This is a genomic window from Pseudomonas pseudonitroreducens (assembly GCF_021603645.1).
Classification (GTDB): domain Bacteria; phylum Pseudomonadota; class Gammaproteobacteria; order Pseudomonadales; family Pseudomonadaceae; genus Pseudomonas; species Pseudomonas pseudonitroreducens.
Genome location: NZ_BQHJ01000004.1, coordinates 536,404 through 555,146, shown reverse-complemented (window position 1 = coordinate 555,146; position 18,743 = coordinate 536,404). Strand labels below are relative to the sequence as shown.

General features: G+C 65.9%; 20 protein-coding genes. 8 read left to right on the top strand and 12 right to left on the bottom strand.

Features of this window, described 5'->3' with window-relative positions:
- Both L6D89_RS13175 and L6D89_RS13170 read right to left on the bottom strand, forming a co-directional pair.
- A partial coding sequence (locus L6D89_RS13175) for a contractile injection system protein, VgrG/Pvc8 family (protein ID WP_248285743.1) occupies window positions 1-391 on the bottom strand: 391 nt, incomplete at its 3' end.
- Window positions 392-776: 385 nt separating this feature from the next.
- Window positions 777-1,115 carry an I78 family peptidase inhibitor gene (locus tag L6D89_RS13170; RefSeq protein ID WP_236199994.1) on the bottom strand — a complete coding sequence of 113 codons (339 nt, stop codon included), beginning with the start codon at window positions 1,113-1,115 and terminating at the stop codon, window positions 777-779.
- Window positions 1,116-1,366: 251 nt separating this feature from the next.
- On the opposite strand from L6D89_RS13170, the gene L6D89_RS13165 reads away from it, so the two are divergent.
- Window positions 1,367-1,741: a hypothetical protein gene (locus tag L6D89_RS13165; RefSeq protein ID WP_236175313.1), complete on the top strand. Its 375-nt coding sequence runs from the start codon at window positions 1,367-1,369 to the stop codon at window positions 1,739-1,741.
- 33 nt (window positions 1,742-1,774) lie between these two features.
- On the opposite strand, the gene L6D89_RS13160 is transcribed toward L6D89_RS13165, so the two are convergent.
- Entirely contained in the window at window positions 1,775-2,647 is an 873-nt protein-coding gene (locus L6D89_RS13160) for a LysR family transcriptional regulator (RefSeq protein WP_236199993.1), read from the bottom strand.
- A 108-nt stretch (window positions 2,648-2,755) separates the two neighbouring features.
- On the opposite strand from L6D89_RS13160, the gene L6D89_RS13155 reads away from it, so the two are divergent.
- The 7 genes from L6D89_RS13155 (at window position 2,756) to L6D89_RS13125 (ending at window position 6,689) form a co-directional block, all read left to right on the top strand.
- Entirely contained in the window at window positions 2,756-3,514 is a 759-nt protein-coding gene (locus L6D89_RS13155) for a CTP synthase C-terminal region-related (seleno)protein (RefSeq protein ID WP_236175315.1), read from the top strand.
- Complete coding sequence (locus tag L6D89_RS13150) at window positions 3,511-3,834, top strand: antibiotic biosynthesis monooxygenase family protein (protein ID WP_236199992.1); 324 nt, start codon at window positions 3,511-3,513, stop codon at window positions 3,832-3,834. The genes L6D89_RS13155 and L6D89_RS13150 overlap by 4 nt, the downstream gene beginning before the upstream one ends.
- A 93-nt stretch (window positions 3,835-3,927) precedes the next feature.
- The gene (locus tag L6D89_RS13145) at window positions 3,928-4,389 is read left to right on the top strand and encodes a hypothetical protein (RefSeq protein WP_236175317.1); all 462 of its coding nucleotides are present in this window, start codon (window positions 3,928-3,930) and stop codon (window positions 4,387-4,389) included.
- Between the two features lie 20 nt (window positions 4,390-4,409).
- Window positions 4,410-4,835, top strand: coding sequence for a VOC family protein (locus tag L6D89_RS13140; protein WP_236175318.1), 426 nt, complete (start codon window positions 4,410-4,412; stop codon window positions 4,833-4,835).
- Window positions 4,836-4,958: 123 nt separating this feature from the next.
- Window positions 4,959-5,630 (top strand): C40 family peptidase, encoded by a 672-nt coding sequence (locus L6D89_RS13135; RefSeq protein WP_236199991.1) that lies wholly within the window; start codon window positions 4,959-4,961, stop codon window positions 5,628-5,630.
- Window positions 5,631-5,771: 141 nt separating this feature from the next.
- Window positions 5,772-6,365, top strand: a complete 594-nt coding sequence (locus L6D89_RS13130) for a C40 family peptidase (protein ID WP_236199990.1) — start codon at window positions 5,772-5,774, stop codon at window positions 6,363-6,365.
- A gap of 30 nt (window positions 6,366-6,395) precedes the next feature.
- Window positions 6,396-6,689, top strand: a complete 294-nt coding sequence (locus L6D89_RS13125) for a hypothetical protein (RefSeq protein WP_236175321.1) — start codon at window positions 6,396-6,398, stop codon at window positions 6,687-6,689.
- 7 nt (window positions 6,690-6,696) lie between these two features.
- Here the strand turns inward: L6D89_RS13125 and L6D89_RS13120 are convergent, their stop codons facing one another.
- The 9 genes from L6D89_RS13120 to L6D89_RS13080 form a co-directional block, all read right to left on the bottom strand.
- Window positions 6,697-8,154, bottom strand: coding sequence for an efflux transporter outer membrane subunit (locus L6D89_RS13120; protein WP_373874948.1), 1,458 nt, complete (start codon window positions 8,152-8,154; stop codon window positions 6,697-6,699).
- A gap of 26 nt (window positions 8,155-8,180) precedes the next feature.
- Window positions 8,181-11,297 (bottom strand): multidrug efflux RND transporter permease subunit, encoded by a 3,117-nt coding sequence (locus tag L6D89_RS13115; RefSeq protein WP_236175323.1) that lies wholly within the window; start codon window positions 11,295-11,297, stop codon window positions 8,181-8,183.
- Entirely contained in the window at window positions 11,297-14,419 is a 3,123-nt protein-coding gene (locus tag L6D89_RS13110; RefSeq protein ID WP_236199988.1) for an MdtB/MuxB family multidrug efflux RND transporter permease subunit, read from the bottom strand. Before L6D89_RS13110 ends, L6D89_RS13115 begins: the two co-directional genes overlap by 1 nt.
- Entirely contained in the window at window positions 14,416-15,714 is a 1,299-nt protein-coding gene (locus L6D89_RS13105) for an MdtA/MuxA family multidrug efflux RND transporter periplasmic adaptor subunit (RefSeq protein ID WP_236199987.1), read from the bottom strand. The genes L6D89_RS13110 and L6D89_RS13105 overlap by 4 nt, the downstream gene beginning before the upstream one ends.
- 234 nt (window positions 15,715-15,948) lie before the next feature.
- Entirely contained in the window at window positions 15,949-16,449 is a 501-nt protein-coding gene (tpx, locus tag L6D89_RS13100; protein ID WP_024762304.1) for a thiol peroxidase, read from the bottom strand.
- A gap of 144 nt (window positions 16,450-16,593) precedes the next feature.
- Window positions 16,594-16,914: a hypothetical protein gene (locus tag L6D89_RS13095; RefSeq protein WP_138522916.1), complete on the bottom strand. Its 321-nt coding sequence runs from the start codon at window positions 16,912-16,914 to the stop codon at window positions 16,594-16,596.
- Window positions 16,915-17,061: 147 nt separating this feature from the next.
- Window positions 17,062-17,694 (bottom strand): LysE family translocator, encoded by a 633-nt coding sequence (locus tag L6D89_RS13090; RefSeq protein WP_236199986.1) that lies wholly within the window; start codon window positions 17,692-17,694, stop codon window positions 17,062-17,064.
- 56 nt (window positions 17,695-17,750) lie between these two features.
- Window positions 17,751-18,140, bottom strand: coding sequence for a VOC family protein (locus tag L6D89_RS13085; RefSeq protein ID WP_236199985.1), 390 nt, complete (start codon window positions 18,138-18,140; stop codon window positions 17,751-17,753).
- Between the two features lie 17 nt (window positions 18,141-18,157).
- The gene (locus L6D89_RS13080) at window positions 18,158-18,658 is read right to left on the bottom strand and encodes a VOC family protein (protein ID WP_236199984.1); all 501 of its coding nucleotides are present in this window, start codon (window positions 18,656-18,658) and stop codon (window positions 18,158-18,160) included.
- Window positions 18,659-18,743 lie beyond the last annotated feature (85 nt).

Below are 18,743 nucleotides of genomic sequence, written 5' to 3'. Positions count from 1 at the left end.
TCTGGTAGATGCGGAACTGCTGGCCCTTGTCGAGCAGGGCCAGGTGCGGCTCGAGGGTGAGTTCATAGCGCGCCTCGTCGCGGGAGGCGGACAAGCGCCGGAAGCGCGTGACCACGCCGTGCAGGGTACGCAGCGGCGCCAGCGCCGGCGGGGTGAAGCCGCGAATGCTCAGCGAGGGCGGTGCGGCGTGCAGGCTGAAGCTGGCGTCCTTGCCGAGCATCGTTTCAGCGGCGATGTCGAGGTTGGGGCTGGTGACCTCGATGGCGTAGCAGAAGGTTTCGCTGAGCGCTTCGGTGCCGGAGAAGACCAGCACGTCCAACAGCGCGCCCTGGCCATCCACGGTGACGGTGTGCCGGCTGTAGTCGAAGAAGGTGCGGAGTTCACTGAGCATCGTTCTTCTCCGTAACCAGGCTTCTGGCTGGGCGGATTTCGACGATGTCTCCTACAACAGCAACCCACCAATCTGAAATGCTGTTCATGGCGATTTATCCCTGTATTGCACGCGAGCGAAGCTGCTCTGGAACGGGCACTTTGGGATGTATTGCGGAGTTTTTGGGGGCCTTGGTACGGGGACAAAAATTTCTGACTGAAAATGCGGAAATGACACTCCAGCCCTGACAGCATTCACCCAGTTATCAGGAAGTTCGAGATAGGGAATTTCCCATCCTGCGGGCGTATCCCGGGCAGCAATTGCTCAGCACTGGCAGACCGACCTGGCATGAAAAAGCCCCGCCTAGGCGGGGCTTTTTCATGGGTGCTGATTCGTCGCGATGCACTCAGCCGCAGGAAACCTGCTTGACCACCTGGTTGTCATCGACATCGATGTTCAGGCGTTGCGAGTTGTATTCCATGGTCACCGGCTGGTGCGGGGTGAGCACGCGGGCGACGCTGGCGCCAGCGTCGCGGCGCGCTTCCTCGGTGAGGGTCGGGGTGACGACCTTGCCGACGATCGATTGCACGGCCTTGGCGTTGCAGGTGCCGGAGAGCGCCGCCGGGTTGTCCGCGGCCGGTTGCGCGGCGTCGGAGGAGGAATCCTTGGAACTGCAACCGGCAAGGGCGGCGACAGCGAGAAGCGACAGCAAGGTGCACTTCAAGGACATGGGATTGAAGGGCATGAAAGGTCTCCCTGGTTCTTCTGGAAAAAGAGCTCTGGAAAGTGCTCTGGAAAAAACGCGAAAGGCGCCACCTTACCAGCCCGAAGGCCGCGGCAGCGCGATGGATGTATTGCAGGCTGATACACGCAATGCCCGTGGCAGAGCCGTGCGGCGCCATTTACACAACCTTTACACCGGCGGCGTTACGATTTGTTCGAGGCCGATGTCTCATAGATACCTGGTTCCTCGCCGGGTTCCTCAGGAGGTGCATCATGCTTCACCGTCTCCCCCAGATCGCCCTGCTCTGCGCTGGCCTCGCCCTCGCTGGCCAGGCCGCGGCCAACAGCCACACCGATGCCGCCGCGATCGGCGCTGTGGTCGGTGCCGTTGTCGGGGGTGCAGTGGTCGCCGGGTCGCAACCCGCGCCGGCGCCCTATTACGCTCCGCCGCCCCCGGTGGCCTATTACCCGCCTGCACCGGTGTATTACCAGCCGGTGCCGGTCTATCAACCGGTTTACCAGCCGGTCTACCGTCCGGTTGTGGTGGTGCCCGGCCCGCGCTACTACGGGCCGCCCCGCTACTATGGCCCGCCGCGCTATTACGGGCCTGGCTACTACGGCCCGCCCGGCCACTATCGCCATTGGTAGAAACGACCCCGCCTTCGAGCGGGGTCTTTTCATTCAGGCGGTCAGGCGGATGCTGCCGGCCAGTTCCTCGAACAGGGTGACCACCGCCCGCAGTGCCCGGCAGTCCGGACGGGTCAGCAGCCAGAGATGGGTGCTGCAACCGGGCAGCTCCGCTTCGAGTATCTGCAGGCCGTCGCCAGGACGCAGCAGGAATGCCGGCAGCGCCGCCAGGCCAAGGCCCGCGCGACAGAGGTCGAGCACCGAAAGCATGCTGTTGCAGCGATAGGCCGGCACTACCGCCGGGAACGCCTGGCGCCGCCAGGCAACGCTGGAATGGTCGGGGAGAAACTCGTCCGGGGCGATCCAGCTCATGTCCTGCCAGGGCCGCGCCCCCTGCTCGGCCAGGTAGTCGCGGTGGGCGCAGAGCACGTAATGCACTTCGCCGAGGTTGCGCCCGACCAGATGTTCCGGCGGCGCGCTGGTCAGGCGCAGGGCAATGTCGGCGTCGCGGCGGCTGAGATTGGCGAAGGCGTTGGAGGTGGTCAGCTCCAGGTTCAACGCGGAGTAGCGCTTCATGAAGCGCGCCAGGGCCGGCAGCAGCAGGCCCTGCAGTACGGTATCGGAGCAGGTCAGGCGCACGGTTCCGCTGAGCACGTCGTGGCCCTGTTCCAGGCCCAGGCGCGCGGCTTCAAGGGCCTGCTCGGCGAGTTCCGCCTGGGTCGCCAGTTGCTGCGCGGTGGCGGTCGCCAGGTAGCCGTTGCGACCTTTTTCGAACAGTGCGGTACCCAGGGACTTCTCCAACCGGCGCACGGCGCGGAACACGGTGGAGACGTCAACCTCGAGCAATTCCGCAGCGCGGGCCAGGCTGCCGCCGCGCACCAGCGCCAGTACCAGGGCAAGATCGGCGTATTCCAGTCGGTATTGCATTGGCGCACTCCAAGATTGCGCAACCGCCCATTTTCGATTGCGCCTGCGCAACTATAAATTGCCTCCCATGGGCCCGCCAATGGGCCACGACGCCTGGGGGAACCAAGAATGGGAAAACGTCGTAAAACCCTGCGGATCGGCCTGATCGGCGATCGCGACAGTCGCGTTACTGCCCACTGGGCGATTCCCCTGGCATTGCAGCAATCGCTGTTGCCGCATTCCGGCACCCTGCGCGTGGATTGGCTGGACACCCCGCGCCTCGCCGATGGCCTGGACCTCGAAGCGTACTCCGGCTTCTGGTGCATCCCCGGCAGTCCCTACCAGGATACCGACGGTGCCCTGCGCGCCATCAGGTTCGCCCGCGAGAATGCAGTGCCCTTCCTCGGCACCTGCGGAGGCTTCCAGCATGCCCTGCTGGAGCGCGCCCGCAACGTCCTCGGCTGGAGCGACGCGGCCCACGCCGAGATCGACCCGCAAGCGCCGCGGGCGGTGGTCCACGCCCTGCCGTGTGCGCTGCTGGAAGTCAGCGAAAGCATCCGCCTGACTGCCGGCTCGCACCTGGCGGCCATCTACGGCCTGGCGGAAATCCGCGAAGGTTATCGCTGCAGCTACGGCGTGAACCCGGAGTTCCAGGATGCCCTGTTCGGCGGCTCGCTGCGTGCCTGCGCCCATGGCGAGGACGACAGCATCCGCGCCGTGGAAGCCACCGACCATCCGTTCTTCCTTGCCACCCTGTTCCAACCCGAGCGCAAGGCATTGGCCGGCATCGCCGTGCCGCTGGCCGAAGCGCTCCTGTCCGCCGCATTCCGCCATCAGTCCAGCCGCGAAGCCAGCCCAAGATCCTTACCCGCCGGGAGCCCCGCATGATCGCCAGTACACCGCAACCGCCCTACTTTGCCGTGACCTTCACCTCCTACCGCACCGCACTGGACGAAGGCTACGGCGCCACCGCCGATCGCATGCTGGAACTGGCCGCCCAGCAGGATGGTTTCCTCGGCGTCGAATCGGCCCGTGGCGCGGACGGCCTGGGCATCACCGTGTCGTACTGGCGCGACGAAGCCGCGATTCGCCAATGGAAACAGCAGGCGGAACATCGGGTGGCCCAGCAGTCCGGGCGCAGCGACTGGTACAGCGCGTTCCGCGTGCGCATCAGCCGGGTCGAGCGCGAGTACGGTTTCGAACGCTGAGCGACCCGTTCTGGCCCAGACACGACATGCCGGGTTCGATGCCCGGTACACATCGTCTAGGCTGGTCCCCATTCAGCAAAGGGGGACCGACGCATGCACCGACAAGCCAATGAACTGCAGGCCGCCTACCTGGGCGAAGTCCGCGGCGAGAACTTCTTCCTCGGCCTGGCCGAGCAATTGCCGGAGGGAGCATCCTCGATGCTCCTGCTGGCGCGACTGGAGCGCCAGACCGGCCTGCGCATGGCGCGGCTGCTGCAGCGCCATGGCCTGCCACTGGGCGACACCGCGCACGCCGCCGCGCAAGGCCGCCAGCGCGCTGCCGACTGGCTCGGGCTCGACTGGCCGCAGACCCTGGAAAAACTCGAGGTGCTGGTGGAGCCTTACGTCCAGCGCTACGACAACCTGGCCGACCAGGGCGACGACGACGACCGCGATATCCTCGACGACCTCGCGGAGCACGAACATGCCCTGCTGGAGTTCACCCGCCTCGCCCGCGAAGGCCAGATGAGCGCGGCCAAGGCCACCATCAGCCGCCTGCTGGCCGTACCGGCCTGAACCTGACAGGGAGCCCGCCCATGGCACTATCGCCCTTCCACCTGGCCATTCCCGTCCACGACCTGGCCCTGGCCCGGCGCTTCTATGGCGAGGTGTTCGGTCTCGCCGAAGGCCGCAGCAGCGCCCAGTGGGTGGATTTCGATTTCTTCGGCCACCAGTTGGTGATCCACGAACACCCGCGCACGCCCAGCCAGGAAGCGGCGCACACCAACGCCGTCGACGGCCACGACGTGCCGGTGCCGCACTTTGGCGTAGTGCTGAGTTGGGACGACTGGGAACGCCTGGCGCAAAGGCTGCGCGAGCGCGGCACGCAGTTCGTCATCGAGCCCCACGTGCGCTTCCAGGGCCAGGTGGGTGAACAGGCGACGCTGTTCCTCTTCGACCCTTGCGGCAACGCCCTGGAGTTCAAGGCTTTCAAGGACATCGGCCAGTTGTTCGCACGCTGAGTGGCGACCGGTCATCCTCCGTAGAATTTGCCTTCAGGCCTACTGGAAATTTCCTACATCGACCTTCCCTAGCAGTTTCTAGGATGGCGCTCGTCTCCACCGTTCACCCTGAGGTGATTCGACGTGCGCCCCCTCTGCTGGCTTCCTCTGTATCTGCTTTGCACCCTCGGTGCGCCAGTTGCCCTGGCCGATGACTTCGACGCTCCGGACTGGCGCCGCTACGATACCGCCGCCATCGACCGGAGCTTTCAGCCCGCCGGGCATGTGGCACGCATTGGCGAGCCGCGCGGCGCGGCCAGTCGCACGCAAGGCAGCTTGCAAAGGATATCGGCGCCGTCTGGAACCCAGCAGCGCACCAGCAGGCTGCTGTCGACCTATTCGCCTGAACAGGGCGACAGGAACTACAGCCCGGTCGATACGACGCGCATTGTCGAACGTGCGCACGAACTGATCGGCACGCCCTATCGCTGGGGCGGTGCAACGGAGGAATCCGGCTTCGACTGCAGCGGCCTGCTGGTCTACCTGTACGGCACCATCGCCAACCGCAAGCTGCCGCGCACCACGACGTCGATGGTCGCGCAGAAGCGCAACGCCGTGGACCTGGACCAACTGCAACCCGGCGATGCGGTGTTCTTCAACCACGACGGCAACGGCCGCACCAGCCACGTTGGCCTGTACATTGGCGACGGGCAGTTCATCCATGCCCCACGCACCGGCAAGACCATCCGCATCGATTCCCTCGACGACAGCTATTGGCAGCGCCGCTACACCACAGCCCGGCGCTTCAGCGGCTGATGGCAGGAGCCGAGAAGCCGGCGCTCGATTCACCAATCAGAAAATGCCTACAGGCATTCAGACTGCTGCCACGTTCTTGCCGAGGAGGAGATTCCTAAGATAGCGCCCCGTTTCGCCAGTTAGTCACACGATGTACCCAAGATGCGCTCCCTCACCCTGCTGAGCACGACCCTGCTGCTTACCCTCTCGCTGCCCTTCGCTGAAGCACGCGAGTCGAAGAATCCGACGCCGCACAAGGCCACAACTAGCCTGTCGCGTGCGGCGCACGCCAAGTCGGTGAATCACAACACCGTCCGACTCCAGCACGGCACCGCACGCCCGCGCTTGGCCGGCCAGCGGCTTGGGCGCCTTACCGCCAACTCCCGCGTCGTCGCCCGCGCCCGTGAACTGATCGGTGTGCCCTACCGCTACGGCGGCACCTCGGTGAGCAGCGGTTTCGATTGCAGCGGCCTGCTGGTCTACCTGTTCCGCACGGAAGCAGGGATGTCGGTGCCGCGCACGACCGGGGAAATGATCGAGAGCGGCGGCACGCAGGTCGATCGCCAGCAACTGCGCCCGGGTGATGCCGTGTTCTTCAACCAGAATGGCCGTGGCAACGTCAGCCACGTCGGGCTGTACATCGGCAACAACCAGTTCATCCATGCGCCCAGTTCGGGCGAGACCATTCGCATGGACTCGCTGGCCAACAACTACTGGCAACGCAGCTTTACCACCGCCCGCCGCTTCAACGGCTGAGCTCTCTGTCGCCACCGGACAATTCAGAACATGCCCAGACTACGGGTCGAGATACTGCGCTACACCGAAGAGTGCTTCGCCGGCTGGGCAGAATGCCGCCTGATTGACGCCGGAGGCCGCGACTGGCGCTTCCTCAAGCCGCTGGCGCGCCTGCGGACCGACTCGGGTAACGCGCCCCTGCCCGCCATCGGTCACATCGATTGCGAGGTGCTCGAACGTCTGGATGGCACGGCGCTGGTCAGCACCGCACGGCCACGCGGGATCAAATCGCTGGATGGCGAAAGCCGCTTCCGCATTCCCCTGAGCTCGCTGAGCGAGGACTGACTGCCCGTCAGTCCCGCGTCGCCTGCCCTTCCTCGGCGATCTTAGCCGCATTCCAGCCGCCACCCAGCGCGGCGATCAGTTGCACACTCGCAGTCAGACGGCTGCCCGTCAGGGTCAGCAGCGTGCGCTCGTTGGACAGCGCGCTGGTCTGCGTGGTGACCACGTTGCTGTAGTCGATGGTGCCGGCCTTGTACTGGTTGGTAGTCAGGCGCAGCGCTTCGCGGGCGGCGTCCAGCGCCTCCTGCTGAACGCCACTCTCCTCTTCCAGCACCTTGAGCTGGACCATGTAGTCCTCGACCTCGCGGAAGCTGTCGAGCACGGTCTGCCGGTAGCTGGCCACGGTCTGGTCGTAACTCGCCTCGGCCTGCTCGACCTGGGAGGCGATCAGCCCACCGTCGAACAGGGTCATGGCGAATTGCGGGCCAATCGACCAGTAGCGGTTCGGCGTCTCGATCCAGTTCTGGAAGCTGCCGCTGCGGTAGCCACCGGCAGCGGTGAGGGTCAGGTCGGGGAACCAGGCGGCCTTGGCCACGCCGATCTTGGCGTTGGCGGAGATCACCTGGCGCTCGGCCGAGGCGACGTCCGGGCGCCGCTGCAACAGCTCCGAAGGCAGCAGTGCGGGCACCGACGGCAGGCTCGGCACGCCTTCCACGGCAGCCAGGGAGAACTGCGCCGGCGGCACGCCGACCAGCACGGCGATGGCGTGTTCCAGTTGCGCACGCTGGTACTTCAGGTCGATGGCCTGGGCCTCGGTGCTCTTTAGCTGAGTGCGCGCCTGAGCCACGTCGGCCTTGGTGACGATGCCGGCGTTGTACTGGTTCTCGGTGAGCTTGAGCGAGCGCTGGTAGGCGCTCACCGTGTCGTTGAGCAGCTTGATCTGCTGATCCATCACGCGCAGTTGCAGGTAGTTCTGCGTCAGCTGGGATTGCAGCGAAAGACGCGAGTTGGCCAGGTCCGCCGCGCTGGCATCCATGCTCGCGTTATCGGCTTCCAGCTGACGGCGCAGCTTGCCCCACAGGTCCAGCTCCCAGCTCACGCCGAGGCTCGCCGAATAGCTGTTGCTGATCGAACTGCTGCCGCCACCGCTGGCGACCGTGGAGCCGTCAGGCAGGCGCACACTGCCGCCACTGCCGGTACCTTGTCCGGAGCGGGTCTTGCCGACGTCGGCGCTGATGGTGGGGAAGAATGAGGAGCGCGCACCCTTGGCCAGCGCCTGGGCCTGGCGGTAGGACGCGAGCGACTGCGCCAGGGTCTGGTTGGCAGCGACCAGGCGGGTCTGCAGGTCATTCAGCGTGGCGTCACCGTACAGCTCCCACCAGGCGCCATGGTTGAAGCCGTCCTGCGGCTTGGCCAGTTGCCAGCCCTCGCCCTCCTTGAAGCTGGCGGGCACCGTCAGCTCGGGGCGCTGGTAGTCCGGGCCGATGGCGCAACCGGCCAGGGCCACGGCCAGCGCCAAGGCCGCCATTGGAGAAAGCAGTGAACGGGAGCGGATCATACGGGTGTCTCCAGGGCGCCGTCGGTGCGCACGCCGCGCTTCTTGTTGACCCAATGGCGCAGGCGGTCGAGGTAGAGGTAGACGACGGGGGTGGTATACAGGGTCAGCAACTGGCTGCCGATCAGCCCGCCGACGATGGTCATGCCCAGCGGGCGGCGCAGCGCCGCATCGCCGCCGATGCCGAAGATCAGCGGCAGCGCGCCGAGGATGGCCGCCAGGGTGGTCATCATGATCGGGCGGAAGCGCTTCATTGCCGCTTCCAGGATGGCATCGTGCGGCGACAGGCCGAGGGTGCGTTCGGCGTCCAGGGCGAAGTCGATCATCATGATCGCGTTCTTCTTCACGATGCCGATCAGCAGGATCACCCCGATCAGCGCGATCAGCGACAGCTCGGTGCGGAACAGCATCAGTGTGAGCAACGCACCGACACCCGCCGACGGCAGCGTCGAGAGGATCGTCAGCGGATGCACGTAGCTTTCGTAAAGGATGCCCAGCACGATGTACACCGATACCAGCGCCAGCAGGATCAGCCAGGGCATGTCGTTCTGCGTGTCCTGCACGGCGCCGGCGTTGCCCTCGAAAGTAGCCTGGATTTCCATCGGCAGGTGGATCGGTTCCACCGCCGCCAGGATCGCGTCACGGGCCGGGCCGATCTGCGCACCCTGAGCCAGGTTGAAGGAGAAGGTGGTCGCGGCGAACTGCCCCTGGTGGTTGACCTCCAGCGGCGCGCGGCTCGGCTCGATGTGGGTGAAGGCCGAAAGCGGGATACGGTTGCCTTCGCTGTTGATCACGTAGACCTGGCGCAACTCCTCGGGGGTTTCCTGGTACGGCTGGGCGACTTCCATCACCACGTGGTACTGGTTCAGCGGGTTGAAGATGGTCGAGACCTGGCGCTGGCCGTAGGAGTTGTTCAGTACCGCATCCACTTCGGCGACGTTCACCCCCAGGCTGGAGGCGCGGTCGCGGTCGATCACCAGGCGGCTCTGCACGCCCTTGTCCTGGGCATCGCTGCTCACGTCGACGATCTGCGGCACCTTGTTCATCGCCGCTTCGACCTTCGGCGCCCATTCACGCAGCAGGTTGAGGTCATCGCTGCGCAGGGTGAAGTCGTACTGCGCGTTGCCCTGGCGGCCGCCGATGCGCACGTCCTGGCCGGCGACCAGGAACAGGTTGGCGCCGGGCACTTCCGCCAGCTTCTTGCGCAGGCGGTTGACGATGGTCTCGGCGGAGTCACGCTCGGTGATGTCCTTGAGGGTGACGAAGAACGAGCCGGTGTTGCTCGACTGCCATTTGCCGCCGCCGACGAAGCCCACCACGTTCTCCACGCCCGGGTCCTCGGAGAGAATCTTGCGGAACTGCGCCATCTTCTTGTCCAGCGCCTGGAACGAGATGCTCTGGTCGGCCACCGCGAAGCCGCGCAAGCGCCCGGAATCCTGCTGCGGCAGGAAGCCCTTGGGCACCACCACGAACAGATAGAGGTTCAGCGCGATGCAGCCGAGCATGATCATCACCATCAGCCGCGAATGTTCCAGCGCCCAGCTCAGGCTGGCACGGTAGCGCTGCATGAAGGCGACGAAGTAGCGATTGCTCTGACGCTCCACCGAAGCCTTCTTCGGCCCTCGCTCGACCGGCTTGAGCAGGCGCGCGCAGAGCATCGGCGTGAGCGTCAGGGACACCACCAGCGACACCAGGATGGCCGCCGCCAGGGTCACCGAGAATTCGCGGAACAGCCGCCCGGTGATACCGCCCATCAGCAGCAGCGGGATGAATACCGCCACCAGCGACAGGGTCATCGACAGCACGGTGAAGCTCACTTCCCGCGCGCCACGAATGGCCGCCTGTATCGGTGGATCACCTTCCTCGATGCGCCGCGCGATGTTCTCCACCACGACGATGGCGTCGTCCACCACGAAACCGGTGGCGATGATCAGCGCCATCAGCGACAGGTTGTTCAGCGAGAAGCCGCACAGGTACATGACCGCGAAAGTGCCGACCAGCGACACCGGCACCGCCAGGCTTGGGATCAGCGTGGCGCGGCCGTTGCGCAGGAACAGGTAGACCACCAGGATCACCAGCACCACGGAGATGATCAGGGTCAGCTCGGCCTCTTCCAGCGAGGAACGGATCGACGGGCTGCGGTCGTCCATCACCGACAGCTTCACCTGCGGGCCGAGCACATCCTGGATGATCGGCAACTGCTCGTGAATGGCGTCGGTGGCCTCGATGATGTTGGCGCCGGGCTGGCGGGTGATGATCAGCAGCACCGCCGGCAGGTCGTCGGAGAAGCCGGCGTTGCGCACGTCCTCCACCGAATCGGTGACCGTGGCGACGTCTTTCAGGCGCACCGCCGCGCCGGTCTCGGCGTTGTAATGGACGATCAGCGGCGCGTACTCGCTGGCCCTGCGCAACTGGTCGTTGGAGTCCACCTGCCAGTGGCGCTCGCCGAACTCCAGCGAGCCCTTGGGCCCGTCGGCGTTGGTGTTGTTGATCGCGTTGCGCACCGTGTCCAGGGAAATGCCGTACTGGCTGAGCTGGTCCGGGTTCACATCGACGCGTACCGCCGGCAGCGAGGAGCCGCCGATGCTCACCTGCCCCACGCCCTTCACCTGCGCGAGCTTGGGCGAGACGATGGTCGAGGCCAGGTCGTACATCTCTCCGCGGGTGTAGGTGTCCGAGGTCAGCGTGAGGATCATGATCGGCATGTCCGACGGATTCGCCTTGCGGTACGTCGGGTTGTTCGGCATGCCGGAGGGCAGCAGGCTCATCGCCGCGTTGATCGCCGACTGCACTTCGCGCGCCGCGCCGTCGATGTCCTTGGACAGGTCGAACTGCACGATGATGGTGGTGTTGCCCAGGGAGCTGCTGGAGGTCATGTCGGTGACCCCGGCGATGCGCCCCAGTGAACGCTCCAGCGGCGTGGCCACGGTGGAGGCCATGGTTTCCGGGCTGGCGCCGGGCAGCGCGGCCTGCACCAGGATGGTCGGGAAGTCGACGTTCGGCAGCGGCGCCACCGGCAGCAGGCTGAACGACAGCGCGCCGGCCAGCATCAGCGCCAGGGTCAGCAGGCAGGTGGCGACCGGGCGCAGGATGAACAGGCGCGAGAGGCCGCCCATCAGCCGCGCTCCGCCGGGTCGATGCTGTTCACGTCGAGGCCGTGACGGCCACGCCAGGCCGCCCAGCGGGCAGCGAGGCGGTCGAAGTACAGGTAGATCACCGGCGTGGTGAACAGTGTCAGCAACTGGCTGACCAGCAGGCCGCCGACCATGGTGATGCCCAGCGGCTGGCGCAGCTCGGCGCCGGCGCCGCCGGCGAGCATCAGCGGCAGTGCACCGAGCAGTGCGGCCATGGTGGTCATCAGGATCGGCCGGAAGCGCAGCAGGCACGCCTGGTAGATCGCCTCATGGGGCGGCTTGCCCTCGTTGCGTTCGGCGTCCAGGGCGAAGTCGATCATCATGATCGCGTTCTTCTTGACGATGCCGATCAGCAGGATGATGCCGATGATCGCCACGATGCCGATGTCCTGCCCCGAGAGCATTAGTGCCAGCAGCGCGCCCACGCCCGCCGAAGGCAGCGTGGAGAGGATGGTCACCGGGTGGATGAAGCTCTCGTAGAGGATGCCCAGCACGATGTACATGGTGACGATGGATGCCAGCACCAGCAGCAGGGTGTTGGACAGCGACGCTTCGAAAGCCTGCGCCGCGCCACGGAAGCTGCCTTGCAGGCTGACGGGCATTTCCATCTGCGCCTCGACGTCGCGGATCGCCTGCACTGCCTCGCCGAGGGCGACGCCCTTGGCCAGGTTGAAGGAGATGGTCGCCGCCGGGAACTGGGCGATGTGGTTGACCGCCAGCAGGGTGTGGCGCTCCTCCACCTTGGCCAGGCTCGACAGGCGCACCTGGGTGCCGTCGCTGGACGGCACGTAGAGGTTCTCCAGCGACTGCGGGCCGATCTGGAATTCCGGCGCCACCTCCAGCACCACGCGGTACTGCGTGGCCTGGGTGAAGATGGTGGAGATCAGCCGCTGGCCGAAGGCGTTGTACAGCACGCTGTCGATGTTCGACAGGCTCACGCCCAGGCGCGAGGCGGTGTCGCGGTCGATGTTGATGTAGGCCTGCAGGCCCTTGTCCTGCCAGTCGGTGGCCACATCGGCCAGCTCCGGCAATTGCTGCAGGCGGTCCACCAGACGCGGCACCCAGTCGGCGAGGACTTCCGGGTCGGCATCCTGCAGGGTGAACTGGTACTGCGTCCGGGCAATGCGGTCCTCGATGGTCAGGTCCTGCACCGGCTGCATGTACAGCTTGATGCCGGCGATCTGGTCCACTTCCGGCTGCAGGCGCTGGATCACCTCGCTGGCGGTCACGTCACGCTCGGCGTGGGGCTTGAGGTTGATCAGCAGGCGCCCGGTGTTGAGGGTGGCGTTGGTGCCATCGACACCGATGAACGAGGACAGGCTTTCCACCGCCGGGTCCTGCAGCACGATCTTCGCCAGGTCCTGCTGGCGGCCGGCCATGGCCTGGAAGGAAATCGACTGCGGCGCCTCGGCGATGCCCTGGATCACCCCGGTGTCCTGTACCGGGAAGAAGCCCTTGGGCATGAAGATGTACAGCAGCACGGTGAGTACCACGGTGCCGATGGCCACCAGCAGGGTGAGCGGCTGATGCCGCAGCACCACGCGCAGGGCCGCGGCGTAGCGCTCGATCAGATTGTCGATGAAACGCCCGGCGGCGCGGGCGAAGCGCCCTTCCTTTTCCGGCTCGACGTGGCGCAGCAGCTTGGCGCTGAGCATCGGTGTCAGGGTCAGCGAGACGAAGCCGGAGATCAGGATCGCCACCGCCAGGGTGATGGCGAATTCGCGGAACAGCCGCCCGGCGACGTCGCCCATGAACAGCAGCGGGATCAGCACGGCGATCAGCGAGAAGGTCAGCGAGATGATGGTGAAGCCGATCTGCCTGGAGCCCTTGAGCGCGGCTTCCAGTGGCGGGTCGCCCTTCTCCAGGTAACGGGCGATGTTCTCCACCATGACGATGGCGTCGTCCACCACGAAACCGGTGGCGATGGTCAGCGCCATCAGCGTCAGGTTGTTGATCGAGAAGCCGGCGAGGTACATCACGCCGAAGGTGCCGATCAGCGATAGCGGCACGGCGAAGCTGGGGATCAGCGTCGCAGAGATATTGCGCAGGAACAGGAAGGTGACCATCACCACCAGGCAGACGGCGAGGAACAGCTCGAACTGCACGTCCGCCACCGAGGCGCGGATAGTCGTGGTGCGGTCGGTGAGCACCGTTACTTCGAGGCTGCCCGGCAGGGTCGCCTGCAGTTGCGGGAGCATCTTCTTGATGCTGTCGACCACCTCGATGACGTTGGCCCCCGGCTGGCGCTGGATGTTCAGCACCACCGCCGGCGAGGTATTGGCCCAGGCGGCCAGGCGCACGTTCTCGGCGTCGTCCTCCACGCTCGCGACGTCGCGCACGCGCAGGGGCGAGCCGTTCTTGTAGGCGATGATCAGGTCGCGGTAGGCATCGGCGGACTTGAGCTGGTCGTTGGCATCCAGGGTCGAGGAACGGGTCGGCCCGTCGAAGCTGCCCTTGGGGCCGTTGAGGTTGTTGTTGGTGACGGTGGTCTGCAGGTCCTGCAGGCTCAGCCCGGCAGCCGCCAGTGCGCCGGGGTTGGCGCGGATGCGTACCGCGGGGCGCTGGCCGCCGCTGATGCTGACCAGGCCGACGCCGGAAATCTGCGAGATTTTTTGCGCGAGGCGCGTGTCCACCAGGTCCTGGATCTGCGGCAACGGCATGTCCGGGGACATCACCGCCAACGTCAGGATCGGCGCGTCCGCCGGGTTCACCTTGCTGTACACCGGCTGGTTCGGCAGATCCTTGGGCAGCAGGCTCTGCGCGGTGTTGATCGCCGCCTGGACTTCCTGCTCGGCCACATCCAGGTTGATCTGCAGACTGAACTGCAGGGTGATCACCGAAGCGCCGCCGGAGCTGGTGGAGGACATCTCGTTGAGGCCGGGAATCTGCCCCAGCTGGTTCTCCAGCGGCGCGGTCACCGAGGAGGTCATGATGTCCGGGCTGGCGCCGGGGTACAGGGTCACCACCTGGATGGTCGGATAATCCACTTCCGGCAGCGCCGAGATCGGCAGGAAGCGGTAGGCAATGATCCCCGACAGCAGGATCGCCACCATCAGGAGCGTGGTGGCGACCGGCCGCAGGATGAACAGGCGCGACGGGTTCATTCGCTCTTACCGCTGTCCTGGACCGGCGCATCCGAGCCGAAGGGCTTGGCAGTGGATTTGTCGGCCTCCTCTCCCGCAGCGGCGCGGGCCTTCTCGGCAGAGGCGGCAATGTTCATGCGGGTTCCTTCGCGCAGGCGGTCGGTGCCTTCGACGACGACGCGGTCGCCCTCCTTCAGGCCTTCGGTGACCACCACGCGCTCGCTCTCGCTGGCGCCCAGGGTGACCAGTTGGCGCTTGGCCTTGTTCTCCTCGCCAACCAGGTACACATAGGTGCCGTCGTTGCCGCGCTGCACGGCGTTGGCCGGGATGGTCAGCACGTTCGGCAGGGTTTCGGCGAGCAGGCGCACATTGACGAACTGGTTGGGGAACAGCTTGTGGTCGTTGTTCTCGAAGCCGGCCTTGAGCTTGACGGTGCCGGTGGTGGTGTCGATCTGGTTGTCCAGGGTCTTCAGCACGCCGGTGGCAAGGGTCTGGTTCTGGTTGCGGTCCAGCGCTTCCACCGGCACCGGCTTGCCGCTGTAGAGTTCGCGGGCGACGGTGCCCAGTTGCTGCTGCGGCAGACTGAACACCACGGAGATCGGCTTGACCTGGGTGATGACCACCAGCGGCGTGGTGTCGCCGGAAGTGACCAGGTTGCCCACGTCCACCTGGCGCAGGCCGACGCGGCCGGCGATAGGCGCGCGCACCTGAGTGAATTCGAGGTTGAGCTTGGCGTCGGCGACCTGGCCCTGGTTGGTCTTCAGGGTGCCTTCGTACTGGCGCACCTGGGCTTCCTGGGTATCCAGGGTCTGCTTGGCGATGGAATCCTCGGCGTACAGGCCCTTGTAGCGGGCCAGGTCGATCTGCGCGTTCTTCAGTTGTGCCTGGTTCTGCAGCAGGGTGCCCTGGGCCTGGTCCAGCGCCGCCTGGAACGGACGCGGGTCGATCACCGCGAGCACGTCGCCGGCCTTCACTTCCTGGCCTTCCTGGAACGGCACCTTGACCAGTTGGCCGCTGACCCGCGCGCGCACATTGACAGTGTTGTAGGCGGTCACCGTCCCCAGCGCGTGGTAGTGCACCGGCAGATCGCCCTTGACCACCGGGGCGACGCTGACGGTCACCGCGGTACCGCCCTGCCCCGCGGCCATCTGCCCCGGCCCCGGTCGTCCGCCACGGCCACCCTGGGCCGCCGGCGCCCCGGAAGACGTCGAGTGCAGCCACATGATCAACCCCACCACGGCGGCGAACAGCAGTGCCGTGATAAGCCAGGGGCGCAGTTTGCGGAGTTTGGAAGGCGATCCGTTGCTTGCAGTCATGGGGCTCTGTCTTGTTGAAAAGAGGGGCTTGGTGCAAAGAAGTGAGAATAGCGAGGCTGAACGATAAGCACAGCCGCGCCGCAGGCAAAGTCTCTTTACCCGCTATTTACCTTTGATTTACCGGGAGTTACGAAAGTCCGGGGCATTGCGACCCGGATTGGCCGGAAGGGTTCCCGACCTGACGGACCGACCCTGACAGGTCGGCCCGGCTTTCTTAGGAAAGCAGCAGCGTCATCAGGCCAGGGCGGCGATGGCGGCGGCGTAGTTCGGCTCGTCGGCGATCTCGCCCACCAGCTCGCTGTGCAGCACCTTGTTCTGCTCGTCCAGTACCACTACGGCACGAGCGGCCAGGCCGGCCAGCGGGCCGTCAGCGATGGCTACGCCGTAGTTGGCGAGGAACTCGCGGCCACGCAGGGTGGACAGGTTCACCACGTTCTCCAGACCTTCGGCACCACAGAAGCGCGCCTGGGCGAACGGCAGGTCGGCGGAGATGCACAGCACCACGGTGTTGGCCAGCTTGCTCGCCTCGGCGTTGAACTTGCGCACGGAGGTGGCGCAGGTCGGGGTGTCGACGCTGGGGAAGATGTTCAGCACCTTGCGCTTGCCAGCGTAGGTTTCCAGGGTGACGTCGGACAGGTTGCCGGCGACCAGCGACAGGGCCGGAGCCTGCTCGCCTTTCTGCGGCAGCTTGCCGTCGACGGAAACCGGGTTGCCCTTGAGGGTGACTTGAGCCATTGCTTGGGTCCTTCTGTGAGGGATGGCGGCGCTGGCGGGTTGCCAGCGCCGCTGGAGGATTCGGGGCCGGAGCAGATGCTAGCACGACTTTCCCGAGCGGATTGCTCGGACATGCATCCGGCCAACCCTCCCCTCAGGCCCGGCTCAAGCGGCAGCCGCTGCAGGAGCGCCGGCTGCAGCACCGACGAATGCCTGATCCTGGAACCCGCGCGGCAGGCGCTGGGTACCGGGCATGGCGGCCAGGCGTTTCTCCCAGAAGCTGCGCCAGTCGTTGTGCACGGCCTCGGCGCGGGCCTTGCGCTGGGCCCGGCGCGCCGCATTGCGGGCCAGACGCCGAGCCTCCTTGTAGACCTCGGTATTGCGGCAGCTGCGGCATTTCACCCGGTTCAGCTCGCTGGTGGACTCCAGGTGCTTGCCCGCGTGCCCGCAGGCCAGGTGGCCTTTGACCTTGTAGTGAGTGACCATCGCAGATTCTCCCTGTCCGGCGAGCGCACCCTCGCCGCTTGGCGGTGCCGCAGTCGGGCAATGGGTGCGTACCGGCTGACTGCGACGCTCAGGGTATTGGACGGCGCGCGTCGCTGCAGGGTTCGAATTTTCTGTTCGGGGGCGCGCTCAGTGACTCGCCACCATCCGCGCGCCGAACAGCAGGTAGCAGCAGCCGGCGAAGCGATCCAGTGCCCGGCGGAAGCGCCGGTAGACCCCTGCCATGCGTTCGCTGGCGAACACCAGCACCACGCAGCAATACCAACTGAACGAGAGCGTCACCATCAGCGCGATAGCCATTGCCAGCAGTGGCAGAGATGGCGAGGCCGGCATGGCGGTGGCGAACAGGGTGGCGACGAACAGCGCGGTCTTGGGATTGGTCAGGTTGCCCAGCAGGCCGAGGCGGAATGCCGAGAAGGCGCTGCGCTCACGGCTGATTTCGGCGAGGCTTTCTCCACCATCGGCCGGCGTCCTGCGCTTGAGCAGCTTGATGCCGAGGTAGATCAGGTAGGCGCCGCCGGCCAGCTTGAAGCCCAGGTACAGCGTCGGCGCGGCACTGAACAGCGACTTGATCCCCAGCCCGCCGGCCAATCCCCAGACTACCGTGCCGCTGGCCACGCCCAGCGCGGCGATGAATCCGTGGCGGCGCGAATGCACGGCGGCGATACGCGCGGTGGTGAAGAAGTTCGGCCCGGGTGTGACCACTGCCACGGCCCACAGCAGGGCCACGGAGAGCAGCGGTGCAAAAGTGCTGGCGGTCATCGGGCGTACTCGTCGGAGGAAAGGCGAAGGCACATTCTAGCGCCCCCGTGCCGGCCTCACTCGTCCAGATGACAGACGCAGCACAGCTTGTTGCCATCCAGGTCGCGCACATAGGCGCCGTAATAGGTCGGCGAGTAGTTCAGGCGCAGGCCCGGAGGCCCTTCATCGACGCCGCCCAGTTGCACCGCGCGGGCGTGGAAGCTGTCGACCTGGTGCCGCGTGCGCGCCTCGAAAGCCACCAGGCTGCCGTTGCCGACGCAGGCCGGCTGGCCGTCGATGGGCTGATAGACGCAGAACACCACGTCGCTGTCCGGATGAGCGAAGATTGCCCGCTCCGGCACATGGCGATGCGCCTTGAGGACAATCCCCAGCGCACCGAGCACCTTGCCGTAGAACTCGATGGCACGCGGCAGATCGTTGCTGCCAACGGTGATATGGCTGAACATGCCGCGCTCCCCCGATCTCAGTTGCCGGCGTGGGCGCGCTCGATGGCGGCCATGTCCAGTTTCTTCATGCCCATCACCGCCTGCAGGGTGCGGCTGGCCTTGGCCTTGTCCGGGTCGGCGACCATGTCGCCGACGTGCCGCGGGCAGATCTGCCAGGACACCCCGTAGCGATCCTTCAGCCAGCCGCAGATCTGTGCCTCCACCGGGCCACCGGCGCCGAGCTTGTCCCAGAAGTGGTCGATTTCCTTCTGGCTGTCGCACATCACCTGCAGCGACAGCGCTTCGGTGAAGTTGAACGCCGGCCCGCCGTTCAGGGCGATGAAGGTCTGGCCATCGAGCACGAACTCCACCGTCAGCACCGAGCCGGGTACGCCGCCGTGGCGGTCTTTCTCGGCTTCGGGGTAATAGGCGGTCTGGACGATCCGCGAATTGGGGAAGATGGCGACATAGAACTCGGCCGCTTCCTGGGCCTTGCCGTCGAACCACAGGCAGGGGGTCACGCGTTGCAGGCTGGACATGTTGAATCTCCGATTTCTCGCACGGTCGGCATGACCGGCATACAGCTTGGTCGCCTGGGCGACGACGGAATCGACAAGTCTAGGC